Origin of the sequence: Terrabacter aerolatus (genome assembly GCF_007991735.1) — a bacterium.
GTDB classification, from domain to species: domain Bacteria; phylum Actinomycetota; class Actinomycetes; order Actinomycetales; family Dermatophilaceae; genus Terrabacter; species Terrabacter aerolatus.
Map to the genome: position 1 here is coordinate 1 of NZ_BJYX01000023.1, position 23,606 is coordinate 23,606.

Annotated in this window: 23 protein-coding genes; 16 read left to right on the forward strand and 7 right to left on the reverse strand. The window is 73.2% G+C overall.

Annotated elements, in window-relative coordinates:
• Positions 1-248: 248 nt before the first annotated feature.
• The gene (locus TAE01_RS16975; RefSeq protein WP_147068042.1) at positions 249-644 is read right to left on the reverse strand and encodes a PPOX class F420-dependent oxidoreductase; all 396 of its coding nucleotides are present in this window, start codon (positions 642-644) and stop codon (positions 249-251) included.
• A gap of 49 nt (positions 645-693) precedes the next feature.
• On the opposite strand from TAE01_RS16975, the gene TAE01_RS16980 reads away from it, so the two are divergent.
• The gene (locus tag TAE01_RS16980; protein ID WP_147068001.1) at positions 694-1,230 is read left to right on the forward strand and encodes a 2'-5' RNA ligase family protein; all 537 of its coding nucleotides are present in this window, start codon (positions 694-696) and stop codon (positions 1,228-1,230) included.
• 308 nt (positions 1,231-1,538) lie between these two features.
• Positions 1,539-2,192: an SRPBCC family protein gene (locus TAE01_RS16985; RefSeq protein WP_147068002.1), complete on the forward strand. Its 654-nt coding sequence runs from the start codon at positions 1,539-1,541 to the stop codon at positions 2,190-2,192.
• Positions 2,193-2,196: 4 nt separating this feature from the next.
• On the opposite strand, the gene TAE01_RS16990 is transcribed toward TAE01_RS16985, so the two are convergent.
• On the reverse strand, positions 2,197-2,448 hold the full coding sequence (locus TAE01_RS16990; protein ID WP_147068003.1) for a PLD nuclease N-terminal domain-containing protein: 252 nt from the start codon (positions 2,446-2,448) through the stop codon (positions 2,197-2,199).
• Between the two features lie 157 nt (positions 2,449-2,605).
• Between TAE01_RS16990 and TAE01_RS16995 the strand changes: the two genes are divergently transcribed.
• Positions 2,606-3,304 carry a hypothetical protein gene (locus TAE01_RS16995; protein ID WP_147068004.1) on the forward strand — a complete coding sequence of 233 codons (699 nt, stop codon included), beginning with the start codon at positions 2,606-2,608 and terminating at the stop codon, positions 3,302-3,304.
• A 76-nt stretch (positions 3,305-3,380) separates the two neighbouring features.
• Here the strand turns inward: TAE01_RS16995 and rocD are convergent, their stop codons facing one another.
• Positions 3,381-4,634, reverse strand: coding sequence for an ornithine--oxo-acid transaminase (rocD, locus tag TAE01_RS17000; protein WP_222594166.1), 1,254 nt, complete (start codon positions 4,632-4,634; stop codon positions 3,381-3,383).
• A 175-nt stretch (positions 4,635-4,809) separates the two neighbouring features.
• On the opposite strand from rocD, the gene TAE01_RS17005 reads away from it, so the two are divergent.
• From TAE01_RS17005 to TAE01_RS17015, 3 genes are read left to right on the forward strand one after another with little or no spacing between them, the layout of a single operon-like run.
• Positions 4,810-6,246, forward strand: a complete 1,437-nt coding sequence (locus TAE01_RS17005) for a cyclic 2,3-diphosphoglycerate synthase (protein WP_246111416.1) — start codon at positions 4,810-4,812, stop codon at positions 6,244-6,246.
• Positions 6,243-6,728: a hypothetical protein gene (locus TAE01_RS17010; RefSeq protein ID WP_246111417.1), complete on the forward strand. Its 486-nt coding sequence runs from the start codon at positions 6,243-6,245 to the stop codon at positions 6,726-6,728. Before TAE01_RS17005 ends, TAE01_RS17010 begins: the two co-directional genes overlap by 4 nt.
• Positions 6,729-6,733: 5 nt before the next feature.
• Positions 6,734-8,398: a DUF4389 domain-containing protein gene (locus TAE01_RS17015; RefSeq protein WP_147068005.1), complete on the forward strand. Its 1,665-nt coding sequence runs from the start codon at positions 6,734-6,736 to the stop codon at positions 8,396-8,398.
• A 30-nt stretch (positions 8,399-8,428) separates the two neighbouring features.
• On the opposite strand, the gene TAE01_RS17020 is transcribed toward TAE01_RS17015, so the two are convergent.
• Together TAE01_RS17020 and TAE01_RS17025 are read right to left on the reverse strand one after the other, a co-directional pair.
• Positions 8,429-8,617, reverse strand: coding sequence for a hypothetical protein (locus tag TAE01_RS17020; protein WP_147068006.1), 189 nt, complete (start codon positions 8,615-8,617; stop codon positions 8,429-8,431).
• 208 nt (positions 8,618-8,825) lie between these two features.
• On the reverse strand, positions 8,826-9,755 hold the full coding sequence (locus TAE01_RS17025) for an alpha/beta hydrolase (protein ID WP_147068007.1): 930 nt from the start codon (positions 9,753-9,755) through the stop codon (positions 8,826-8,828).
• 192 nt (positions 9,756-9,947) lie between these two features.
• On the opposite strand from TAE01_RS17025, the gene TAE01_RS17030 reads away from it, so the two are divergent.
• The 7 genes from TAE01_RS17030 to TAE01_RS17060 all read left to right on the forward strand — a co-directional run bounded on the left by TAE01_RS17030 (position 9,948) and on the right by TAE01_RS17060 (position 16,831).
• Positions 9,948-10,709 (forward strand): DeoR/GlpR family DNA-binding transcription regulator, encoded by a 762-nt coding sequence (locus TAE01_RS17030; protein WP_147068008.1) that lies wholly within the window; start codon positions 9,948-9,950, stop codon positions 10,707-10,709.
• Positions 10,706-11,668, forward strand: a complete 963-nt coding sequence (pfkB, locus tag TAE01_RS17035) for a 1-phosphofructokinase (RefSeq protein ID WP_147068009.1) — start codon at positions 10,706-10,708, stop codon at positions 11,666-11,668. The genes TAE01_RS17030 and pfkB overlap by 4 nt, the downstream gene beginning before the upstream one ends.
• Before the next feature lie 49 nt (positions 11,669-11,717).
• The gene (locus TAE01_RS17040; protein WP_147068010.1) at positions 11,718-13,772 is read left to right on the forward strand and encodes a PTS fructose transporter subunit IIABC; all 2,055 of its coding nucleotides are present in this window, start codon (positions 11,718-11,720) and stop codon (positions 13,770-13,772) included.
• A 74-nt stretch (positions 13,773-13,846) separates the two neighbouring features.
• The gene (locus TAE01_RS17045; protein WP_056750769.1) at positions 13,847-14,116 is read left to right on the forward strand and encodes an HPr family phosphocarrier protein; all 270 of its coding nucleotides are present in this window, start codon (positions 13,847-13,849) and stop codon (positions 14,114-14,116) included.
• Between the two features lie 5 nt (positions 14,117-14,121).
• The gene (ptsP, locus tag TAE01_RS17050) at positions 14,122-15,828 is read left to right on the forward strand and encodes a phosphoenolpyruvate--protein phosphotransferase (protein ID WP_147068011.1); all 1,707 of its coding nucleotides are present in this window, start codon (positions 14,122-14,124) and stop codon (positions 15,826-15,828) included.
• A 24-nt stretch (positions 15,829-15,852) separates the two neighbouring features.
• Entirely contained in the window at positions 15,853-16,371 is a 519-nt protein-coding gene (locus tag TAE01_RS17055) for a hypothetical protein (protein WP_147068012.1), read from the forward strand.
• Positions 16,372-16,489: 118 nt separating this feature from the next.
• Positions 16,490-16,831, forward strand: coding sequence for a hypothetical protein (locus TAE01_RS17060; RefSeq protein WP_246111418.1), 342 nt, complete (start codon positions 16,490-16,492; stop codon positions 16,829-16,831).
• 70 nt (positions 16,832-16,901) lie between these two features.
• Here TAE01_RS17060 and TAE01_RS21145 read toward each other — a convergent pair whose 3' ends face one another.
• Positions 16,902-19,100 (reverse strand): ATP-dependent DNA ligase, encoded by a 2,199-nt coding sequence (locus tag TAE01_RS21145; RefSeq protein WP_147068014.1) that lies wholly within the window; start codon positions 19,098-19,100, stop codon positions 16,902-16,904.
• A 122-nt stretch (positions 19,101-19,222) separates the two neighbouring features.
• Between TAE01_RS21145 and TAE01_RS17070 the strand changes: the two genes are divergently transcribed.
• The 3 genes from TAE01_RS17070 (at position 19,223) to TAE01_RS17080 (ending at position 22,860) form a co-directional block, all read left to right on the forward strand.
• Positions 19,223-19,624: a PPOX class F420-dependent oxidoreductase gene (locus tag TAE01_RS17070; protein ID WP_147068015.1), complete on the forward strand. Its 402-nt coding sequence runs from the start codon at positions 19,223-19,225 to the stop codon at positions 19,622-19,624.
• Positions 19,625-19,699: 75 nt separating this feature from the next.
• Positions 19,700-21,745, forward strand: coding sequence for an amino acid adenylation domain-containing protein (locus TAE01_RS17075; RefSeq protein ID WP_147068016.1), 2,046 nt, complete (start codon positions 19,700-19,702; stop codon positions 21,743-21,745).
• Positions 21,742-22,860, forward strand: coding sequence for an NAD-dependent epimerase/dehydratase family protein (locus TAE01_RS17080; protein ID WP_147068017.1), 1,119 nt, complete (start codon positions 21,742-21,744; stop codon positions 22,858-22,860). The genes TAE01_RS17075 and TAE01_RS17080 overlap by 4 nt, the downstream gene beginning before the upstream one ends.
• On the opposite strand, the gene TAE01_RS17085 is transcribed toward TAE01_RS17080, so the two are convergent.
• Entirely contained in the window at positions 22,799-23,599 is an 801-nt protein-coding gene (locus TAE01_RS17085; RefSeq protein WP_147068018.1) for a hypothetical protein, read from the reverse strand. The two genes, TAE01_RS17080 and TAE01_RS17085, sit on opposite strands and share 62 nt — an antisense overlap.
• Positions 23,600-23,606: the final 7 nt, after the last annotated feature.

Consider the following 23,606-nt stretch of genomic DNA (forward strand, 5'->3'; position numbering starts at 1 on the left):
GGACCCGCCACACCGGGTCCTCCGGGGAGAACCACCGCTCGCCCTGGGCACCCCAGATGCGCTGCGCGCGGGCCGGCGCGTCGTCGCCGGCGACCTTGCTGCGCAGCATCTTCCCCAGCTGGCGCTGGACCAGCCGGGCTCCTGCGGTGGGACTCATGCCCTTCAACATAACCGCAGGTCAGCGGCTCACGGAATCGTCTTGTCCAACGTTTGTCCGAAGTCTCGAACAGGTGTTTGAGCCGAGCCGCTCACCCGAGGGTGATCCTGATGGCAGCGCGTGGGGCGCGCGGGCGCACCCGGTCGGTGACGGCGGCGACCGCATCACCGAGGCGGGCCAGGACGTACTTGCGCCCGAGGGCGCGCTTGACCGCGGCCACGCCCTCCGCGCTCCGGTCGACGACGGCCGTGCCGGCATACGTCGGCGCTCCCTCGGCCACCCGGCCACGCAGGTCGCACGGCCGCAGCTCGACCCGCGCCGTGTGGGCGAGCCGCTTGAGCTTGCCGGCGGGGTCGACGCTGACGACGACGAGGTCGGAGCCGTCGCGCGCGATCCACACCGGGGTCGGCACGGGCGCCCCGTTGCGGCGGAAGGTCGTCAGCGACACGTAGCGCTGGGCGTTGACGACGTCGAGGTCGCTCGGCATGGGGCTCACGGGCCCAGCGTAGGCCGCGCTCCCGTGTCCACAATGGGCCATGGCGCTCGCGCTCTGCCTCCTGCTCGACCCGGCGTCCGACCGGCTCGTCCGCGCGCTGTGGCGCCGGCTCGAGGAGCAGGGCGTCCCGACCCTGCTCACGCACACCCACGGGCGGCACGTCCCGCACGTGTCGTATGCCGTCCTGCTGGCCGCCGAGCGCCAGGCGGTGCTGTCCGCGGCCGCCGGGTTGGGCGACGAGCTGGACGACGAGGGGCCGCTCGGGATGGCCGTCCAGGGCGTCGTGGTCTTCCCGCGTGGTCGCGCGGCGCTGGCCGGCTCGACGACGGCCGCCCTCGCCACCCGCCAGGCGCGAGCGGTCGAGGCGCTGCGGGCGACGGGCGCCGTGATCCACCGGCACTACGAGCCGGGCCATTGGATGCCCCACGTGTCGCTGACGACCGGCGTGGCCGGCGCGCGCCTGCCGTCCGTCGTCGAGGCGGTGTCGGACCGGCTGCCCCTCACCCTGCGGTGCGACCGGGCGGCGATCATCGACACGACCGACGGTACGACGTGGGAGCTCACCTGCGTGCCGTGAGGTCGGCTCCGTCGCAACGGCGCCCGGTGGTCCGGAATGGTCACCCGGAATGGTCACCCGAAATGGTCACCTCTGGTCCGTTATGACCAGATCTGTCCATTTCGAACCATCACCGCCGCGTCGGCGTGTCACTCTGTCGCAGTCGCCCCCGGACGGGACACTCGTTGGCAGGGGACAAGAACTTCCGACGGTTGGCCCGTTGTGGTACGTGAACCGTCACTGGTAGCCCGGCATCGCGATCGCGAGCCGGGCTCCATCATGTCCGGATCGCCCTGATCGGCAACGGGATCCGGTCTACGGTGGGAAGCATGAGGAGAGGCGCCGGGCCGCTGCTCGCAGCGGTCGTCGGCGGGGTCGCCGCCCTGGGGGTGGTGACGCTGCGCTGGTCCGCGCTGCACTGGGGCGCGACGACGGAGGAGACGCGCGAGCGCCTGCCCGGCGACGAGATCCTCCCCGATCCCGGCCTCGTCGCGACCCGCGCCGTCACCATCGAGGCCCCGCCCGAGGAGGTCTGGCGGTGGGTCGTGCAGATGGGGTCCGACCGGGGCGGCTTCTACAGCTACGACGGGCTCGAGAACCTCGCCGGTTGTCACCTGCACAGCGCCGACGCCGTCGTCGAGGCCTGGCAGCACCTCGAACCGGGCGACCGCGTGCGCCTGCACCCGCGGGTCGCGCTCGCCGTGGCCTCGATCGACCCCGGGCGCGCGCTCGTGCTGCACGCCGGGCCGGCCATGCCCGGTGACCCGGAGGCTGCCCCCTACGACTTCACGTGGTCGTTCGTGCTGCGCCGCCACCCCCACCGAGCGACCCGGCTCATCACCCGTGAGCGCTTCTCGTACCCGCACCGGTGGTCGCCGCTCCTCGTCGAGCCGATGTCGGTCGCGAGCTCGGTCATGAGCCAGAAGATGCTCCGCGGCATCCGCGACCGCGCGGAGGGCGCGGCCCGCTCGTCGGGCAGGTGACGCGTCAGGCCGGTGAGGAGAGCTGCTTCGGAGGGATCCGACGCCCTCGTGCGAAGTAGGCGATCGGTCCGAAGAAGTTGACCGCGATGACCGCCGCCCACATCGCCTTGCTCCCGTTGACCTCCTCGGCGGGGCGCCGGGCCAGGTCGGTCCACGCCGTCGCGGCGAGGGACAGCTGCAGGCATCCGACCACGAGCACTACGGTCTGCTGGCCGCTCGTCAGGTCCGACCACTTCTTCTTCGTCCTCTTCGGCATGAGTCCTCCTCAGGTCCGGTGACACCCGTCCCCTCCGGACTAGCAGGTCCCGGCCGCGGCCATCGAGCGATGTGACGCACGAGACGCCCTGCGCGAGAGCCGGACCCGGGCGTCGGTGTCACGCTGGAGAGGCCAGGGGAGTCGGTTGGGAGTCCTCATGAAACGCGCCTTCGCCGTCGCGGCCGTCCTCGCCGCGCCACTCGTCCTCGGAGTGCTGGCCACGGGATCCGCCGGCGCGGCCCAGCCCCGGATCTACCACACCATCGGCGCCACGTCGGCGTCCGCCGTCGTCGCGACGACGCAGGGCTGTGAGCTGACCGAGGTCTTCCTCTCGTCGAGCACGGCGATGTATGCCGGACAGCCCGGTCCCGTGGGCAAGCAGGGGCTCACCGCGGTGTTCGTCCGCGTCACCGACTCCTGTGCGGCTTCCGGTGCACGGGTCGCCCCAGCCGCAGGTGGTGGTGGCGGACCGGTCGTCTTCCAGGCGGACGTGCAGAACGGCGCCCCGCTCGTCGTCGACCCGCGCCTGACCCGGGCCTCGGTCACCACCGACCTCACCGGCACCGATGGCGACGGCAACCCGGTCACGGTGCACCTCACCGCGTCGTGGACCGGCTCCGGGCCTCTGGAGCACACCACCGACTCGACCCACGTCCACTTCGCCGACGGCAACGTCAGCTCCACCGCCAACGACCTGCGCCGTGCCGCCTCGGCCCAGGTCGCGGTCGAGGTCGCCGGCCGGTCGGCCACGGGCACCGACCCCTCCGCGGTGCTCGAGCAGGCGCGGTCGCACTGCATCGAGGTCCCCCGTCCCGGCGTCGAGGGCTTCTTCCCCTGCTTCGGCTTCCCCGCCTGACGGCGCGAGATCTGCCGGGCGCGAGCAGCGCGCGGGCGGGGACGGCATACGAGCCCCCCGCCCGCGTGCACGGCGCTCAGCGCAGGATCGCGGCGAAGGCGTCGAGGAGGAGCTGGATCTCGACCTCGCCGACGACGAGCGGCGGTGCGAGGCGCACCGTCGAGCCGTGGGTGTCCTTGACGAGGACGCCGTGCTCGAGCAGCCGGTGCGACGCCTCGCGCCCGGTCATGAGGCGCGGGTCGATGTCGACCCCGGCCCAGAGCCCGCGGCAGCGCACCGCGTCGACGCCGTGGCCGATGAGCTCGCGCAGCCCGGCGTCGAGGATCGCGCCGAGCCACCGCGCCCGCTGCTGGAACTCGCCTGTCGCGAGCAGCCCGACGACGGCCTGGCCGACGGCCGCGGCGAGCGGGTTGCCGCCGAAGGTCGACCCGTGGCTGCCGGGCGTGATGACGCCGAGGACGTCCCGGTCCGCGACGACGGCCGACACCGGGACGATGCCGCCGCCGAGCGCCTTGCCGAGCACGTAGACGTCGGGCACGACGCCCTCGACGTCGCAGGCGAAGGTCGTGCCGGTGCGGCCCAGGCCCGACTGGATCTCGTCGGCGACCATGAGCACGCCCCGCCTCCGGGTCAGTTCGCGCACCTCGCGCAGCCAGCCGTCGGGCGGGAGGATGACGCCGCCCTCGCCCTGGATCGGCTCGAGCAGCACCGCCACCGTGTCGTCGGTGACGGCCGCCTCGAGCGCCTCGAGGTCGCCGAAGGGCACGGTGTCGAAGCCCGGCGTGTAGGGGCCGTAGTGGTCGTGGGCGACGGGGTCGTCCGAGAAGCTGATGATCGTCGTCGTGCGGCCGTGGAAGTTGCCGGCCATGACGACGATGCGCGCGCGCCCGTCGGGGACGCCCTTGACCTCGTAGCCCCAGCGCCGCGCCGTCTTGATCGCGGTCTCGACGGCCTCGGCGCCGGTGTTCATCGGCAGCACGAGATCCTTGCCGGCGAGCGTCGCGAGGTCCCGGCAGAAGGGGCCGAGCCGGTCGCTGTGGAAGGCGCGGCTCGTCAGGGTCAGCCGGTCGAGCTGCGTCCTCGCCGCGCCGACGAGGGCGGGGTGCAGGTGCCCGAAGTTGAGGGCCGAGTAGCCGGCCAGCGCGTCGAGGTAGCGACGCCCCTCGACGTCGGTGACCCAGGCACCCTCGGCGTGCGAGATGACGACGGGCAGCGGGCTGTAGTTGCTCGCCACCCAGTCCTCGGCGAGGGAGACGTGCTCGTGGGTGGGGGTGCCAGGGGTCGGGCCGTTCCGCTCGCGGGCCCCGGGTCGTGCGGCCGTGTCGCTCACCTCTCGATCGTGGCACCGCGGCCTCGCGGCGGCACCGGAATGTGAGGTGATCCCGCTCTCGGACCGGCGCCGGCCCCGGGCCCCGGTGGGAGACTCGAAGAGGCGGGTCCCGCAGCCAGGACTACCCGCAGTGGGGTGTGTCGGTCACGTCGGCGACCCAGCCGCGGAGACCGCCATGAGCACCCCCACGACGACGAGCACGACGAACCCCGGCAGCCCGGCCACCGCTCCCGCCCATCGCACCCGCGTCGTCGTCCTCGGCGCCGCGGGACGCGACTTCCACGACTTCAACGTCGTCTTCCGTGACGACCCGGCCTACGAGGTCGTCGCCTTCACGGCGACGCAGATCCCCGACATCGACGGGCGCCGCTACCCACCCGATCTCTCGGGATCGCTGTACCCACAAGGCATTCCGATCGTCGCCGAGAGCGAGCTGGCTGCCCTGCTCGAGCGGGAGCACGTCGACGTCGTCGTCTTCGCCTACTCCGACGTGCGGCACGAGCAGGTCATGCACCTCGCCTCGACGTGCATCGCCGCCGGCGCCGACTTCCGGCTGCACAGCGCACGCCACACGATGCTGCGCAGCACCCGGCCCGTCGTCGCCGTCACCGCCGTGCGCACGGGCGTCGGCAAGAGCCAGACCACCCGCTACCTCGCCCGGATGCTCGTCGACCTCGGGCTGCGCGTCGTCGCGGTCCGTCACCCCATGCCCTACGGCGACCTCGCCGCCCAGGCGTGCCAGCGCTTCGCGACGTATGCCGACCTCGACCGCCACGAGTGCACCATCGAGGAGCGCGAGGAGTACGAGCCCCACCTCGACGCGGGCGTCGTCGTCTACGCCGGCGTCGACTACGAGCGGATCCTCCGCGAGGCCGAGCAGGAGGCCGACGTCATCCTCTGGGACGGCGGCAACAACGACCTGCCGTTCTACGTCCCCGACCTGCACGTCGTCCTCGCCGACCCGCTGCGCCCTGGCGACGAGACGGCATACCACCCCGGCGAGGCGAACGTCCGGATGGCTGACGTCGTCGTCATCGCCAAGTGCGACTCGGCGCGGACCGCGGACGTCGAGGCCGTCGAGCGGTCCGTCCGTGCCGTCAACCAGCGCGCCATGATCCTGCGCGCCGACAGCCCGGTCACCGTGGACGACCCGGCCGCGGTCGCCGGCCGCCGCGTCATCGTCGTCGAGGACGGCCCGACCCTCACCCACGGGTCGATGACCTACGGCGCCGGCGTCGTCGGGGCGCGCGCGGCCGGTGCCGCGCAGCTGCTCGACCCGACGACGTATGCCGTGGGGTCGATCGCCGCGACCTACGCGAAGTATCCGAATGCCCGAGGTGTCCTGCCCGCCATGGGCTACGGCGCCGAGCAGGTCCACGACCTCGAGGCCACGATCCGCGCCGCCGTCGAGGCGGGGGAGTGCGAGGACGTCGTCAGCGGCACCCCCATCGACCTGACCCGCGTCCTGTCGGTGCCCGCGCCGATCGTGCGGGCCCGCTACGAGCTGCGCGAGGTGGTGCCGGGCGGTCTCGCGGCCGCGCTGCGCTCCGCGCTCGCGCTCGAGACCACCGGCGCCGACGCCGACGCCACGTATGCAGGGAGCAGCTCATGACCACCCCGACCGAACACCTCCCCTCCGACTCCCGCGACCACCGCACCGGTCACCTCCACGAGGCGGACCACGTCACGCGGGTCTCCAACCGCCGCGGCGGCTACGTCGGGTCCGTGCTCGTCAACCTCATCGTGCTGTGGCTCGTCAACGGCTGGCCGGGCTGGCATGCCGTGCCCTTCCTCACCGGCCGCACCGTGCTCGTCATCGGCGCCGTCAACGCCGCGATCATCGCCCGCGCCGTGGCCGACGCGGTCAACGTCGTCCTCGACCTGCCCCGGCCGCGAGCCCTCGGCGACATCGTCTCCATCGGTTTCGGGCTCGCCGCGATCGTCCAGGTCTGGCGGGTCTTCCCCCTCGACGTCGTCGGCACCGGGTGGGAGACCGTTGCCCGGGTCCTGCTCGTCATCGGCTTCGTGGGCAGCTGCATCGGGATCCTCGAGGCCCTCGTCCGGCTCGTCCGCGGCCGCTTCCCCAGGATGTGACCGTCATGACCACCACCGGCGTTCCCTCGTCCGACCTCGACACCACCGGCAGGTCCCATCCGGCCGGCCGCCACCTCGTGGCCCTCGTCATCGGCTGCCTGCTGATCCTCCCCGGGGTGGGCCTGCTCCTCGGCGGAGCCGGACTCGCGATCACGTATGCCGTCGCGCGTGACGGCGCCGGCTACCTCATCCTGACGATGCCCGTCCTGTCGAGCTCGTCCCCGGCCCTCACCGCCGAGGACGCCGTCGTCGCCACGAGCTCCGACGTGCCGAGCTGGGTGCTCGACCGGCTCGAGTTCGACATCCGGATGACCGCCCGCCCGCTCGCCTCCGGCAAGACCGTGTTCCTCGGCGTCGCCCCCGCGAGCAGCCTCACGGCATACCTCGGCGGCGTCGCCCACGACCAGGTCGTGGGCATCACCGACCCGCGCACCGGCGGCGAGCGCACGGCGGTGCTGCGGGCGACCCCGGGTGCCGACCGGGCGCCCGCCCCGACGAGCCAGACCTTCTGGACCGCGGCGGCCACCGGCCCGGGGCAGCAGCAGCTGACGTGGCGCGTCTCCGGCGGCCAGTGGGGCGCGGTCATCATGAACGCCGATGGGAGCAGCGGGATCGCCGTCGCGTCGTCGATCGGCGTCCGCGCCGGCTTCCTCCTGCCGCTCGCGTTCCTCATGCTCGGAGTCGGGATCGTCGTGGCCGGCGCAGCCGTGGCGCTCATCATCATCGGCGCCAGCGGCACCCGGCGCCCGGCCGGTGGCCCCGGAGCGGGCTCGGCGACCGGCACCGGCGGGACTCCGGTCGTGGCCGTCCCGCCCGACCGGGTCGTGGGGGACGCCCCCGTCGCCGCGGCACCGAGCCTCTGGCACCCGCACCCGCGGGCCGTCAGTCCGGTCGCCCTCGACGCGCGCCTCGACGAGCCGCTCTCGCGGTGGCTCTGGCTCGTCAAGTGGTTCCTCGCGATCCCGCACTTCGTCGTGCTGGGCTTCCTGTGGCTCGCGTTCTCGGTCGTCAGCCTCGTCGCGTTCTTCGCGATCCTCTTCACGGGGCGCTACCCGCGCGGGCTCTTCGACTTCAACGTCGGTGTCCTGCAGTGGTCGTGGCGCGTGTCGTACTACTGCAGCAGCGGCGGCCTCGGCACCGACCGCTACCCACCGTTCAGCCTCGGGCCGGAGCCGGACTACCCGGCGCGGCTCGACGTCGCCTACCCGCAGCGGCTCTCGCGCGGCCTCGTCCTCGTCAAGTGGTGGCTGCTCGCGATCCCGCACTACCTCATCGTCGGGCTGCTCGTCGGGGGTGGCACGTGGGCGTGGAACCGCACGAGCCAGGGGAATCCGCGCCTCGACGTCATGGGCGGCGGCATCCTCGGCCTGCTCGTCCTCGTCGCGGGGCTCTCCCTCCTCTTCGCGGGCCACTACCCGCGGGCGCTCTTCGACCTCGTCATCGGGCTCAACCGCTGGGTCTACCGCGTCATCGCGTATGCCGCGTTGATGACGGACGTCTACCCGCCGTTCCAGCTCGACGAGGGTGGGTCCGAGGTGCTGCCCGGGCCCCCGCCGCCCCCGCCACCGGTCCCGGCGGACCGTGTCGAGCCCGTGGCGCAGCGTCCCGAACAGCCTGTCGGGCAGCCTGGCGAGCGCTCGGGCGAACAGCCCCGTCAGCTCAGCGGTTGACCTCGGCCGGGGTCGTCGGGAGCGGAGTCCTCAGGGCTGGCGCCGTGGTCGGGAGAGCGCCAGCCCGAGGCCACCGACGGCGACGATCGGCCCGATGACCGCCCACAGCGTGACGCCGGACATGGCGCTGCCGCCGATGTAACCCAGTCCCTGCAACGTCCACAGCGCCCCGACGAGCAGCACGATGACGCCGATGATGATGCGCACGGGCCGAGTCATGACGGGGCCTGCAGCGATGTACTCATGTCCCGACGCTACGTCACTGCTCCCGTGAGCGGAGCAGTGACGTAGCGACCGGAGGGTGTTCCCCGGGATCTCCTACGTCAGTGCTCCCCTGGGCGGAGCAGTGACGTAGCGGGGGGAGGGTGTTCCCTCGGGACCTCCTACGTCAGTGCTCCCATGGGCGGAGCAGTGACGGAGGGATCCGTCAGGCTGGGGCAGCGACGAGGTGGGCGTCGAGCCAGTTGACGATCTCGACCTCGACCTCGTCGCGGTTGGTCTCGTTGAGGATCTCGTGGCGGGCCTCCGGCCACAGCGTCATCGTCACGTCGCGGACGCCGAGCCGGCGCAGCTGGTCGGCGACCTGGCGCACGCCCTTGCCGTTCGCGCCGACCGGGTCCTTGTCGCCCGAGGCGAGGTGGACCGGCAGGTCCTTGGGCACCCGGGCGGCCACCGCGTCGGTGTTGACGGACTCGAGGCCACGGAGCAGGTCGGCGAATCCGCCTGCGCTGAAGACGAATCCGCAGTCGGGGTCGTTGACGTACTTGTCCACCTCGGCGGTGTCGCGCGAGAGCCAGTCGAAGTCGGTGCGGGTCGGCTTGAAGGCCTTGTTGTACTGCGCGAAGCTCAGCGTGTTCATGAGCCCGCTCGCGTGGGCGTGACCCCGCAGGCGCGCCTGAGTCGAGGCCAGGAAGATGCCGACCCGGCCGATCGCGCCCGAGCCCCCCGCGGTGCCGGTCAGCACGAGGCCCGCGAGCTCGGAACCGTACTGCGCGGCATACCCCCGCGAGAGGAACGAGCCCATGCTGTGACCGAGGAGGTAGACGGGCACTCCCGGCTGCTCCTCGCGCGCCCGGGCGGTCACGGCGTGCAGGTCGTCGATGACGGTCTGCCACCCGTCGCGCTCGGCGAAGAGGCCGCGGGCGCTGGAGGTCTTGCCGTGCCCACGGTGGTCCGAGCCGTACACGGCATACCCGTGGTCGGTGAGGCGCTGGGCGAAGCGGGCGTAGCGGCTCGAGTGCTCGGCGAGCCCGTGCGCGATCTGCACGACCGCCTTGGGGGCGTCGTCGGGCAACCAGCGGTTGACGAAGACCTCGGTGCCGTCGGGCGTGGTCAGCGTGAAGGTGCTGCTCTGCATGGCCGAACTGTATGCCGCGACGGCGCTGCGCTGACCCGAACCGCCCGAGGTGCCCGGTGACCGTTTCGGTGGGCTTCTGCCCGACCCCACAAATACGGGTGCCCGAATCTATTTACATGAGACCGAACGGGTGGTTTCCTAGGTGAAGCGGCCCGATGGGGGACCGACAGTCAACGAGGACGAGGGAGTCCGATGTACGCAGCGGAGCGCCAGCAGCGGATCATCGCCGAGGCGCGTCGTGCCGGCCGCGTCGAGGTCACGGCGCTCGCCGACTCCCTCGGGGTCGCCGCCGAGACCGTCCGTCGCGACCTGACGGCCCTCGAGCGCCGCGGCTCCCTGCGCCGGGTGCACGGCGGTGCGATCCCCGTCGAGCGCCTCGAGGTCGAGCCGACGCTCGCCACCCGCTCCGGTCGGCTCGCCGACGTCAAGCGCCGCATCGCCGCCCGTGCCCTCGACGAGCTCCCCAGCGGCGGCAGCATCATCCTCGACGCCGGGTCGACGACCCTCGCCGTCGCCGAGATGCTCCCGCCCGACCTCGACCTCACGGTGCTGACCAACAGCCTCGCCGCCGCGACGGTGCTCTCGACGCACCCCGGCATCTCCCTCTACCTCCTCGGCGGCCGCGTCCGCGGCACGACCGGCGCCGCCGTCGGCGACTGGGCCACCGGGGCCCTGGCCGACATCGTCGTCGACGTCGCGATCATCGGGACCAACGGCCTCTCCGTCGCTCGCGGCCTGACGACGCCCGACCAGTCCGAGTCGCTCGTCAAGCGCGCCATGGTCCGTGCCGCCCGCAAGTGCGTGGTCCTCACCGACTCGAGCAAGACCGGCGACGACCACCTCCACCGATTCGCCCAGCTCGCCGACGTCGACGTCGTCATCACCGACACCGACCTCGACGACGACGTCGCCGCCGAGATCCGCGCGGCCGGACCGGAAGTGGTGACCGCATGATCGTGACCCTGACCCCCAACCCGAGCATCGACCGGGCCGTCCTCATCGACGCGCTCCGGCGGGGCGAGGTGCACCGGGCCAGCAGCAGCCGGATCGACCCGGGCGGCAAGGGCGTCAACGTCTCCCGGGCCCTCGCGGCCCAGGGCGGCTCGACCGTCGCGGTGCTGCCGAGCGGAGGCCCCGAGGGGCACCTGCTCGAGGAGCTCCTCGACGCGGCCGGCGTCGCCTACGCGTCCGTCCCGGTCCGCGGTTCGGTGCGGATGAACATCAGCGTCCTCGAGCCCGACGGCACGACGACCAAGCTCAACGAGCCCGGTCCGGACCTGTCCGCCGACGAGGTCGAGGCGCTGCTCGCCACGACGCTCGAGCGCGCCGCCGGCGCCGGCGCGGCGCGCGGCGCCGAGTGGGTCGTCGGGTGCGGGAGCCTGCCGCCCGGCGCCCCCACCGAGCTGTATGCCGTCCTCGTCAGCCGGGTGCGCGAGCGCGGTGGGCGCGTCGCCATCGACTCCTCCGGCGCGCCCTTCGCGGCCGCCGTCGCCGCGAAGCCGCACCTCATCAAGCCCAACCACGAGGAGCTCGCCGAGCTCGTCGACCACGAGCTGCCCACCCTGGGCGACGTGCGCGACGCGGCCCGCGAGCTCGTGAGGTCCGGCATCGACGTCGTGGCCGTCAGCCTCGGCGGCGACGGTGCCCTGCTCGTGACGGCCGACGAGTGCGCGCACGCACGGGCCACCATCACGGCCCCCCAGTCCACCGTGGGCGCCGGCGACTGCATGCTCGCCGGCCTGCTCCACGGCCTGTCCACCGGCCTCGACCCGGCGGACGCCCTCATGACGGGGGTGACGTGGGGCGCCGCGGCGGTCACCCTCCCCGGAAGCCGCGTGCCCACACCCGACGACCTCGACGGCATACGCGCTGTGCTGAGCCGCGAGCCCGACCTCGACCGCGTCCTCTCGTGACGCGCCCAAGACGCCGAACCACTGATCGTCCCTCCGGAAAGGAAATCCCATGTCCCTGATCACCGAAGAGCAGGTCATCCTCGACCTCACCGGTGCCGATCGCCACGAGGCGACCCGGAGGCTCGGCGAGCGCCTCGTCGCCTCCGGCCGGTGCACCGACCTCGACCAGTTCCTGGCCGACGTGCGCAAGCGCGAGGAGACGATGGCGACCGGGCTGCCCGGCGGCATCGGCATCCCGCACGCCCGCAGCACCGCCATCACCGAGCCGTCGCTCGTCTTCGGACGCGCGGCTGACGGTGGCGGCATCGACTGGGGCGCCAAGGACGGCCCGGCCACGCTCATCTTCCTCATCGCGGCCCCCGAGGGCGGCGGCGACGCGCACATGCAGATGCTGCCCAAGCTCGCCCGTGCCCTGATGAAGAAGGACTTCAAGGCCGCGCTCGCAGCCGCGACGACGGAGGCCGAGGTCGTCCGCATCGTCAGCGCCGAGGTCGAGCTCGACCAGCCGGCTGCTGCCGCCGACGCCGACCGCACCGGAGCCGCAGCCGCGGCCCCGGCCGCCAAGCGCTCGCTCACCCTCGTCGGCGTCACCTCGTGCCCCACCGGCATCGCCCACACCTACATGGCGGCCGAGGGTCTCGAGAACGCCGCCAAGGCCGCCGGCCACACGATGCTCGTCGAGACGCAGGGATCCGCTGGGTCCAAGCCGCTGAGCGCCGCCCAGATCGCCGCGGCCGACGCCGTGATCTTCGCCCACGACCTGCCCGTCAAGGACGCCCGCCGCTTCGCCGGCAAGCCCCTCGTCGACGTCGGCGTCAAGAAGGGCATCTCGGACGGTCCTGCCCTCGTCACCCAGGCCGAGCAGCTCGTCGCCGAGTGGGACGCCGACCCGAGCAAGCGCGACGCCGCCGTCGCGGCAGCCGGTGCCGCCGGCCCCACCGGTGGGCTCGTCTCGAAGGTCGAGGAGGGCGCGAGCACGGGGACCAAGATCCGCCAGTGGCTCATGACCGGTGTGTCCTACATGATCCCGTTCGTCGCCGCCGGTGGCATCCTCATCGCCCTGTCGTTCATGCTCGCCCAGGTCGCCCTCGGCCAGCAGGGCGCCATCGAGATCGTCAAGTACAACCTCAAGCCCGGCGACCCGCTCAACATCGCGACGACCTTCAGCCCGACCAGCCTCACCTCGTGGGCGGCGCTGCTCTTCGTCATCGGTGGCGCGTCGTTCGGCTTCCTCGTCCCGATCCTCTCGGGCTTCATCGCCTTCGCCATCGCCGACCGGCCCGGCCTCGTGCCCGGCATCGTCGGCGGGTCCATCGCCGCGACGATGGGTGCCGGCTTCCTCGGCGGTCTCGTCACCGGTCTGCTCGGCGGCTTCGTCGCCCGCTGGATCTCCGGCTGGAACGTCGCCAAGGGAGTCCGGGGCGTCATGCCCGTGGTGGTCATACCGCTGCTCAGCTCGTTCATCACGGTCGGCCTCTTCATCACCGTCCTCGGTCGCCCCATCAAGGGCCTGACCGACGGGCTCAACAGCTGGCTCACCGGCATGAACGGCGCGAGCGCCGTCGTCCTCGGCCTCATCCTCGGCGCCATGATGGGCTTCGACCTCGGCGGCCCGGTCAACAAGGTGGCCTACGCCTTCGCCACGACGGGCCTGGCCGCGGCCGGCGCCTCCACCGACGCGCCCCAGCTGAAGATCATGGCCGCGGTCATGGCCGCCGGCATGGTCGCCCCGCTCGCCATGGCCCTCGCCACGACGGTCCGTCCGCACCTGTTCACCGAACCGGAGCGCGAGAACGGCAAGGCGGCCTGGCTGCTCGGGTTCTCGTTCATCTCCGAGGGAGCGATCCCGTTCGCCGCGGCCGACCCGGTGCGCATCATCGCCTCCTCGGTCGTCGGCTCGGCGATCACCGGGGCGCTCGCGATGATGTTCGGAGCCACCCTCCGGGCCCCGCACGGAGGCATCTGGGTGCTGCCGCTCATCGGCAACTTCCTGATGTTCCTGCTCGCACTCGCCCTCGGCGTGCTCGTCATGACGGGCCTCGTCGTGGCGCTGAAGTCCCGCGAGCACAACCTTGCGCAGATCGAGGCGACCGCTACGGTCTGATCAGGGCGTGATCGCGATCGCCGTCTGACCACCAACGACGCACGAACACCCGTTTCCAACGAAGGAGCACGTCCATGGCAACCCGCACCGTCACCATCGCCTCCTCGGTGGGCCTCCACGCCCGCCCGGCCGCCCTGTTCGTCGAGGCGGCCAGCGCGTCCGGGCTCGACGTCGAGATCGCCAAGCCCGGCGAGGACCCGGTCGACGCGACGAGCATCCTCGGCGTCATGGCCCTCGGGGCCAGGCACGGCGAGGAGGTCGTCCTGACGGCCGACGGCGACGGCGCCGACGAGACGCTCGACTCGCTCGTCGAGCTCCTCTCGCGCGACCTCGACGCGGAGTAAGGACCATGGCCGAGTCGGACACCCAGCCGGACACCCAGCCGGAGACCCGGCACGGCATCGGCGTCAGCCCGGGCACGGCATACGGACCGGTGGTGCAGGTCGCACCGCCGGTCCGGCCGCCGGCCGACGAGAAGGCGGTCGACGACGAGGAGGCCGCGCTCGCCGACGTGCGCGCGGCCTTCGAGTCGGTCGCCGTCTCCCTCGAGGAGCGGGCGACACGGGTCGACGACACGGCCCAGCAGATCCTCAAGGCGACCGCCCTCATCGCGCGCGACAAGGGGCTCGTCAAGGCCGCCGCCAAGGAGCTCGCGGCCGGCCACGGCCGGGCGCACTCGATCGAGAACGCGGTCGAGACGTATGCCGCGCAGTTCGAGGCGCTCGGCGGCTACTTCGCCGAGCGGGTCGCCGACCTGCGCGACGTCGGATCCCGTGCCGTCGCAGCGGTGCTCGGCGTCCCGGCGCCCGGCGTGCCGCCCTTCTCCGAGCCGAGCGTCATCGTCGCGGAGGACCTCGCGCCCGCCGAGACGGCGACGCTCGACCGGCGCCTCGTCGTCGGCATCATCACCGAGGCAGGCGGTCGCACGAGCCACACGGCGATCCTCGCGGCCCAGATGGGCATCCCGGCCGTCGTGCAGCTCGCCGGCGCCACCGAGATCGCGCCCGGCACGCCGGTCGCGCTCGACGGCGACACCGGCGAGGTCACGATCGCCCCGGACATGGAGCTCGTGACGGCACAGCGCGAGCGGGCCGCCCGGCGTGCCGAGGCGCTCGGGCGGCTCTCCGGTCCGGGACGCACGTCCGACGGCGCCGAGGTGGCCCTGCTCGCCAACATCGGTGGGGTCGAGGACGCCGTCGCCGCGGGCGCCCAGGACCTCGAGGGCGTCGGGCTCTTCCGCACCGAGTTCGTCTACCTCTCCGCGGCCAAGGCGCCGACGGTCGAGGAGCAGACCGAGATCTACCGTGGCGTCTTCGCGCCGTTCGAAGGGCGCCGGGTCGTCGTGCGCACCCTCGACGCCGGCGCCGACAAGCCGCTGAAGTTCGCCGACCTCGGCCCGGAGGAGAACCCGGCCCTCGGGCGACGCGGACTCCGGCTCTCGGCCGAACGGCCCGACCTGCTCGACGCGCAGCTCGAGGCCCTCGCCATCGCCGCTCGCGAGACGGGCGCCGACGTCCGCGTCATGGCCCCGATGGTCGCGACGGCCGAGGAGGCGGCCTGGTTCGCCCGGCGCGTCCGCGAGAACGGCCTGCCCAAGGCCGGCGTCATGATCGAGGTGCCGGGGGCCGCGCTCCGGGCGCACCACGTGCTCGGCGAGGTCGACTTCGGCTCGCTTGGCACCAACGACCTGGCGCAGTACACGATGGCCGCCGACCGCATGCAGGGCGCGCTGTCCGACCTGCTCGACCCGTGGCAGCCCGCCGTGCTCGATGTCGTCGGGCTCGCCTGCGACGGCGCCGCCCGGGTCAACCGCCCCATCGGGGTGTGCGGTGAGTCGGCGGGTGACCCGCTGCTCGCCCTCGTGCTCGTCGGGCTCGGCGTCTCGTCGCTGTCGATGGCCCCGAGCAAGGTGCCGGTCGTCCGGCTCGCGCTCTCGCTCCACTCGGTCGCCGAGTGCCAGGCGATCGCCGTGGCCGCCCGCAGCGCCCGGACGGCCGTCGACGCCCTCACCGCCGTCCGCGAGGCCGCGAGGACCGAGCTCACCGACCTGCTCTGAGGTCCCTGCGAGAAGGAGGCCGCGATGACGCTGCCCGATGCACCACGTCGGAGGGTGAACTACTTCGAGGGGCGCCTCCTCAGCGCCGACGACTTCCGGGACGAGCAGCAGGCCGGCCGTGAGCGATCGTGGCTGCACAACCGGATGCTCCACGGCTCCGGTGTCGTCGAAGGGCTCGACGTCTCGGTCGACGGCGATGTCGTCGTCGTGTCACCGGGCATGGCCATCGACGCGGTCGGTCGGGAGATCGTGCTGACCGAGCGCGCCGGGGTCGACGGGAGCGCCGTCACCCCCGACAGCCACGGGCGCGTGCACCTCGCGGTGGCGTGGGACGAGGTGCCCGACGACGAGGTCGTCGGCCCTGACGGTCCGGTGCCGGGACACTACGTCGAGCGCCCCCGGCTGGCGCTCTTCGAGAGCGGAGCGGGCGGGCCCGACAGCGCGGGCGTGGTCCTGGCCCGCGTCCACCGAGCCGGGGCCGTCCTCGTCGCGGACGGTTCGGTCCGGCGTCACGTCCGGCGCTCGGGGCACGGGGACCGCTGAGCCGCTCGACCTCCCGGGTGAGCACTCTCATAGCCGCCGGAGGGACTGGCCCCCGAGGCCGCTCGATAGACTCGAGATGGACGTCGAGCACGGCGCCCACGCGGCAAAGGAGCTCGGCATGAGCACGTCCAGCCTGTACATGGAGCGGGTCCGCCTCGAGGACGGGTACCACGAGGACGACCTCCCCTTCATCGAGCACGCCCTGACCCAGCTGTTCACCCAGCTGGAGCGCTTCGACCCGTCGATGGTGCACATCGGTCTGCGGGTCAAGGACCGCGGGCAGCCGGGCATGCACACCTCCGTCGAGGTCTGCATCAGCGGACTGCCGACCGTCATCGGCGTCTCCAACCTGGACGACACCAAGGCCGCCCTCAACGACGCCGAGGCCAAGGTCGTCGCGCAGCTGCGCGAGGCCGCCGACCGGCACCACGACCGCCGACCGCGCCAGGCCCGCCACTGAGACACGCCCTCCGGGCGCCGAGGTATGCCGTCGCGCCCGGGCGCGAGGCCACACCTCGACCCGCGAGGGCTCAGTCGGACCCGGCGGAGAGGACGTCGGCCAGGTCGTAGCTGACCGGCTCGTCGAGCTGCTCGAAGGTGCACGACTCGGGGGTGCGGTCCTCGCGCCACCGGACGAACTGGGCGGTGTGCCGGAAGCGCGCGCCCTCCATGTGGTCGTAGCGCACCTCGACGACGCGCTCGGGGCGCAACGGCACGAAGGAGAGGTCCTTGCCGTTGTTCCACCGGGAGTACTCGGACGAGCGCGGCGTGCGCAGGCTGCCGTCGTCGGTGGGCTGGCCCCAGTTCCACGGGTGCTCGTCCCACTCGGCCACGAGCGGCTGCAGCTCCTCGAAGAGCTCCTTGCGGCGGGCTATCGGGAACGCCCCGATGACGCCGACCGAGGCGAGCTGTCCGTCGTCGCCGTAGAGCCCGAGCAGCAGCGAGCCGATGGCGTCGGGCCCGCTCTTGTGCACGCGGTAGCCGGCGACGACGCAGTCGGCGGTGCGCTCGTGCTTGATCTTGAACATCAGGCGCTTGTCGGGCTCGTACGCGATGTCGACGGGCTTGGCGATGACGCCGTCGAGGCCGGCGCCCTCGAACTCGGTGAACCAGCCCTTCGCGACGTCGCGGTCGGCCGTGGCTGCCGTCAGGTGGACCGGGGCCTCGGCGCCCGCCAGTGCCTTCTCCAGCGCCGCGCGCCGCTCGGCGAACGGCTTGTCGAGGTAGGACTCCTCGCCGAGAGCCAGCAGGTCGAAGGCGACGAACGACGCCGGCGTCTCGGCCGCGAGCTTCTTGACGCGTGAGGCGGCCGGGTGGATGCGCTGCTGGAGCAGGTCGAAGTCGAGCCGGTCGCCGGACTCGGGAGAGACGAGGACGATCTCGCCGTCGATGACGCACTTGTCGGGGAAGTTCGCGAGCACGGCCTCGACGACGTCGGGGAAGTAGCGCGTCATCGGCTTCTCGTTGCGTGAGCCGATCTCCACGAGGTCGCCCGAGCGGAAGATGATCGACCGGAAGCCGTCCCACTTCGGCTCGTAGAGCACGTCGACCTTGACGGCCGAGAAGTCCTTGACCGGCTTGGCGAGCATCGGCGACACCGGCGGGACGACCGGCATACCCCACGTCGTGCGGAGGTCGGCATCACGCTCGGCCTTGGGTGCCATGTACTCGGCGTCCGCCTTGTCGCTCCGGCGCTTGCTCGGCTGCACGCGCGGCGGCTCGCCCGGCATCTTCGGGTAGTCCGGCGGGAAGTTCAGCTCTCCGAGGCCACGCTCCTCGAGGTCCTTGTCCCACAGGGCGATCGCCGCGGCCACGTCGCCGACCTCGTCGTCGATGCCAGCCCAGGCGTCGCCCCTCGAGGCCACGAGCTCGGGGACCGTGCGCACCGTCAGCTCCTTCGGGTCGACCGACCCGAGCTCGTCCCACGTGACCGGCGTCGACACGGGCGCACCCGGCAGCGGACGTGGAGAGTAGGCCGAGGCGATGGTCCGGTCGCGGCAGGCCTGGTTGAAGTCGACGAAGACCTTCTGGCCGCGCTCCTCCTTCCACCACGACGTCGTGACGAGGTCGGGCAGCCGGCGCTCGAGCTCGCGGGCGATGCCGATGACGCCGTGCCGCACGTCGAGGAACTCGTGCGTCGGCGCGACCCGCGCATAGACGTGCACGCCACGGTTGCCGGACGTCTTGGCCCAGGCCGTGAGCCCGATCTCGGCCATCACCTCGCGCAGGGCGACGGCCGCCTCGACAGCGTCCTTGAAGCCCCGCCCCGGCTGCGGGTCGAGGTCGATGCGCAGCTCGTCGGGGTTGTCGACGTCGGCGGTGCGGACGGGCCACGGGTGGAAGGTGATGGTGTTCATCTGGGCCGCCCACACGGCATCGGCGATCTCGTCGATGACGAGCTGCGGGTGCCTGCGGCCCGACGGATACGTGCACATGACGGTGCGGGTGCCCTCGGGAACGCCCTTGGGCGGGTTCTTCGAGAAGAACTCCTCGCCCTCGATGCCCTCGGGGAAGCGCTGGAGCGTGACCGGCCGGTCGCCGAGGGCGCGCAGCATCGGGTCGGCCACCGTGACGAGGTAGGTCGCCATGTCGAGCTTGGTGACCGGCCTGCCGTCGGCCATCCCGGCCGCCGGCCACAGCACGCGGTCGGGGCTGGAGACTCGCACCTCCCGCACCCCGGACGGGCTCGACGGACTGGGCGCTTCGACGACGGCGGGCTTGGCGCTCACCCGCCGATCGTAGCCACGCGGTCCGACACGCGCCGTCGGGCGCGCACGGTGACCCGGGGCTGACGTGCGAAGGGCCGCGGGCGCGATGAGGTGGATGAAGCGTCAACGGGTATGTCTCCGCCATGACCCAGGCGCCCACCCTCCACAACCTCGGCGGCGAACGCTTCGTGCTGATGACGACCTACCGCCGCAACGGCGAGCCGGTCCCGACCCCGGTGTGGGTGCTGCCCGACGCCGGAGCCGCCATCGTCAGCACGCCCGAGGGTGCCGGCAAGCTCAAGCGTCTGCGCCACGACCCGCGCGTCAGCCTCCAGCCGTGCGACCGTCGCGGAAAGGTCAAGGAGGGCGCCCCGGTCGTCGAGGGGACCGGCGAGATCATCACCGACTCGGCCGCCTCCGACGCCGTGAACCGCCGCCTCGCGCGCAAGTACGGCGTCGAGTTCCGCATCTTCATGGCGATCGAGTGGGTCGTGCGCCGCGGCAACAGCAGGCGTGTCGTCGTGCGGATCACCCCGACCGTCTGACCTCTGCGGGGTGGCGCTCGCACCCTTTCGGCCGATCCGGACCGGGCCGGACGCCGCGCTGGTTTCATGGGAGGTATGCGGCCCTCCGGCGTCGCCGAACCGTCTGACCCTCCGGACGCCATCGTCGTCCGGGGACGTGACCCCGCGCTCCTCGCAGCAGCGGTGCGCCGGCTGCTGCCCCCGGCGCCACTGCCCGGCGCGGCGGTCGTACTCGTGCGGCTCTCACCGCCGACCCCGGCCTCGTCGACCGTCGTGCACGTCGTCGTGGACGCCCTCGTGGAGGCGGGGTGCGAGGTGACCGTCGCGGGTCTGCTCGCGAGCCGGGACCGCGACCGCGGGCACCGCGACGTCGGCGCGCTCGCGCACGCGGCGGGCCTCACCGGCCGCACGGCTCGCGGGCGGTCGTATGCCGTCATCGACCTCGCCGAGGACCTCGTGCCCTCCCTGGCCCCCGCGACGAGCGCCCTCGCCGGTCAGCCGGTCTCGACGGCGTGGCTGACCGCCGGGACCCGAGTCGTCGTCGGTCGCGCCGTCACCGACCTCGTCGACACGTATGCCGGGTGCCTCGACACGCTGCTCCGAGCCGTCCCGGAGGTGGCCGGGTGCGAGCCGGCGGACGTGGCCGTCGAGGTGGCACGGCACCTGCGCCCGCACCTGGCGGTGCTCGATGCCCTCTCGACGAGCGGTGGCGCCGACGGCAGCCGACTCCCGGACGAGACGGAGACCGACACGGTCGTCGTCGCCCGCGACCCGGTGCTGGCGGACGTCACGCTCGCGGGGCTGCTGGGCGTGGACCGGTCGAGCTCGTCGCTGGTCGAGCGGGCCGTGGCGGCGATCGGCGCGCCGGCCGGGTCGGTCGAGGGTGACCTACGGCCCTTCGGCGCCGTGGCCCACGCTCATCCGCTGGCGGTCAGGGCAGCTCGTCGAGTGGCTCGGGACCTCCGCCTGGCGCGGGTCCTCAGCGCGGCGACGGGCGGCCCGGATGCCGGGTCGGTCCCGGCCGACCCCGTGCTCGCGGCCCTGAGACCGGTCGTGACCGAGGCGGTCCGCGCCGCCACCGACCCGGTCGGACAGGCCGGGCTCGTGGGGCTGCTCGGCCTGGCCGCGACAGTGGCCGCCGGCGGTGAGGCGTGGGGCGCGACGATGGACAAGTCCACGGTCGAGCGACGGGTCGTCTCCCTCGGCTTCGACCCCGCCGCCCACCCGGACGACGACTACGACGGGCTGCCCGAGCAGCTCGCCGCGGTCGACGCGGTCATCGACCGCCTGCCGGTGTCGGACGACCCGGAGGCCCTGCGGTGGTGCCTCGTCGACGGCGCCACCGTCTTCGAGGTCCGACGGCTCGTACCGGCCGACTTCGACGCGTGGGTCGAGCGCGTCGACGTCGCCGAGGGCATCAGCCTCATGGCCGACTACGTCGGTGGCCGGCGAGTGCCCGTCGGAGATCCCGTCGTGGCCGACGGAGGAGGGGACACGCGACAGCGTCAGGCCGAGCGCAACCTCTACCTGCCGCAGCCGAACTACCTCGCCGCGTGGGGCGGTGAGCCCATCGACGTCTGCAAGATCGAGCTCGTCGAGCGCGGCCCGGACCGCCACCGGCTGCTGTGGCGCACCGTCTCGAGCCCCAACGGCTCGGCCGTCCACGACGACGGCACCCTCACCTTCGAGCGGGCCGGTGCGACCGGGCCCGACGGTGGCGACGGGCCCGACGGTGGCGCCGGCACCATGGTGACGATCCGGGGCCGGCAGCTCTTCACGCTTCCCGCGGCGCTCGACGCGGTCGACCTGCCGTCGGTGCCCGAGCTGCACCGGCCCCTCCTCGAGGAGGCCTACCGCCGGTTCTTCACCGCGACCTTCGACAACCTCGAGGCGTGCTTCGAGGGGCGCGAGCACCGCATCGGCCGTCCGCCTCCGGACCCGTCGGGGCCCCTGCTCACGGAGTCGGTGCGCATGGTCGTCGACGGCCTCACCGCTCGACTCGTCGGCGACGTAGCTGGGAGCAGCGTCCGATCGCCTGCGCCCGACCCGGCCCTCGACCAGCACGGCTTCCGGCACGTCCGTGGCTCGCGCCCGGGCCCGCGCCGGGCCGTGCCTCCAGACCCCGAGGTGGCGGGTCCATGAGGGTCGCGGTGACCGGCGCCACGGGCCTCGTCGGCCACCACGTCGTCGCGGCCGCCCTGGCCGGCGGCCACGAGGTGGTGGCCGTGACCCGGCGTGGACGCCGGCTGCCCGAGCGGTTGCTCGCTCTCGGCGAGATCGGTCAGACCCGCGCCGACCTCGCCGATCCGCCCTCCCTCACCCGGGCCCTCGACGGGATGGACGCCGTCGTGCACTGCGCTGCCGTCTACTCCTACGACTCCGCCGCGACGGCCGAGCTCACCGACGTCAACGTCACCGGGACGGGCGCCGTGCTCGAGGCGGCGGCCGCAGCCGGCGCCGCCCGGGCCGTCGTGACGAGCTCGGCGGTGACCCGCGGATCGAGCCTGCAACCGCTGCCTCGCGACGAGCGGCACCACCTCGGCACCGAACCGGCGCCTGCCTACTACGCGAGCAAGGTCCGGCAGGAGCAGGTGGCCCTCGAGGTCGCCGAGCGCACCGGGCTCGAGGTGGTGCTCGCCCTGCCGACCGTCGTCCTCGGCGGCCCCTACGACCGGCTCGGCCCGAGCAACGCCATCGTGCTGCGCTACCTCCTCGACGCCACGCGCAGCACCTTTCCCGGCGGCTGCAACGTCGTCGACGCCCGCGACGTCGGTGCGGGTCACGTGGCCCTGCTCGAACGCGGTCGGCCGGGCGAGCGCTACCTCCTCGGCGGCGAGGACGTCTCGTGGCGCACGTTGCACGGCCTCGTCGCCGACCTGGCCGGCGTCGGTCAGCCGGTCCTCGAGCTGCCCGCTGCGGCAGCCTGGCTGGCGGCCGGCGCTGCCGAGGCGTGGGCCAGGCTCACCTCGACGCCGCCGCTGTCGACCCGCGAGGAGGCCACGACGGTCGGTCGCTACTACTGGTACGCGTCGGGCCGTGCCCGGGAGATCGGGTATGCCGCCCGCCCCGCCCGCGAGGCCGTGGCCGCCTCTCTCGCGTGGCTCGCCATCGGACCCGACCTGCCGCGGGTCGTGCGGGAGTCGCTGCGCCTCGCTCCTGCGGTGCGCGCGGCGCGGCCGCTCGGGCCCCGGCCGGTCACTCCTCGACGACGACCGCCACGTCCAGCTCCGCCTCGACGCCGCCCGTCACCTGGATGACGCCCTCGTAGCGCTCACCCGGACGCACCACGCCGGGGTTCAGGTCGACCTCGAGCAGCACGTCGTGCTCGGATCCCGCCGGGATCGTGACGCCGTCGGGATCGAGCCGCAGCTCGAGCTCGACGTGCCGCCCCGTGTCGGGTTGCAGCCGGCCGGCCGAGAGCAGGACCCTGCGGGCTCGCGGGTGGGCGTTCGACAGGGTGACCGTGCCCGTCGCCGTGTCTCCCGGGCGCCCGTGCAGCGTCACCCCGGCCCGTCGTATGCCGTCACCGGGCTCGTGCGCCCCGGCCCCGTCGCCCTCCGCGGGCCGACCGGTCACGACGACGTCGGCGGGATGGTCGTGGTGGTGGTCGCGGTCGTCGTCGGGGCCGTGGCGGTGGGCCCGGTGCGGTGCCGGGCCGGCTGTTGGCCGACGCCCCGGCTCGGCGCGGGTGGCGCCCCGCGTCGCGGACCGGGTGTCGGAGATGACCCGGGCCATGCTCCGGCTCCCGATCGCGACGAGGCTGCCGGCCACGTCGAGGCCGAGCTCGCCCACGTCCTTCCAGTAGCGGGCGCCCTCACGGCTCACCGCCTCCATCCACGCCCGCCCGGCGGTGGTCGGGTCGACCTCGGACGTCAGCGTGGCACGGCCCAGCTCGATCGACTGGCGGGCGAAGCTGGCCTGCGCCGACCAGGCGTCGCGCGCCAGCTCGGTGATCCTCGCCAGCATCTCGTCCTGGCTCCTCGCGTTCGACGACATCGCGGGC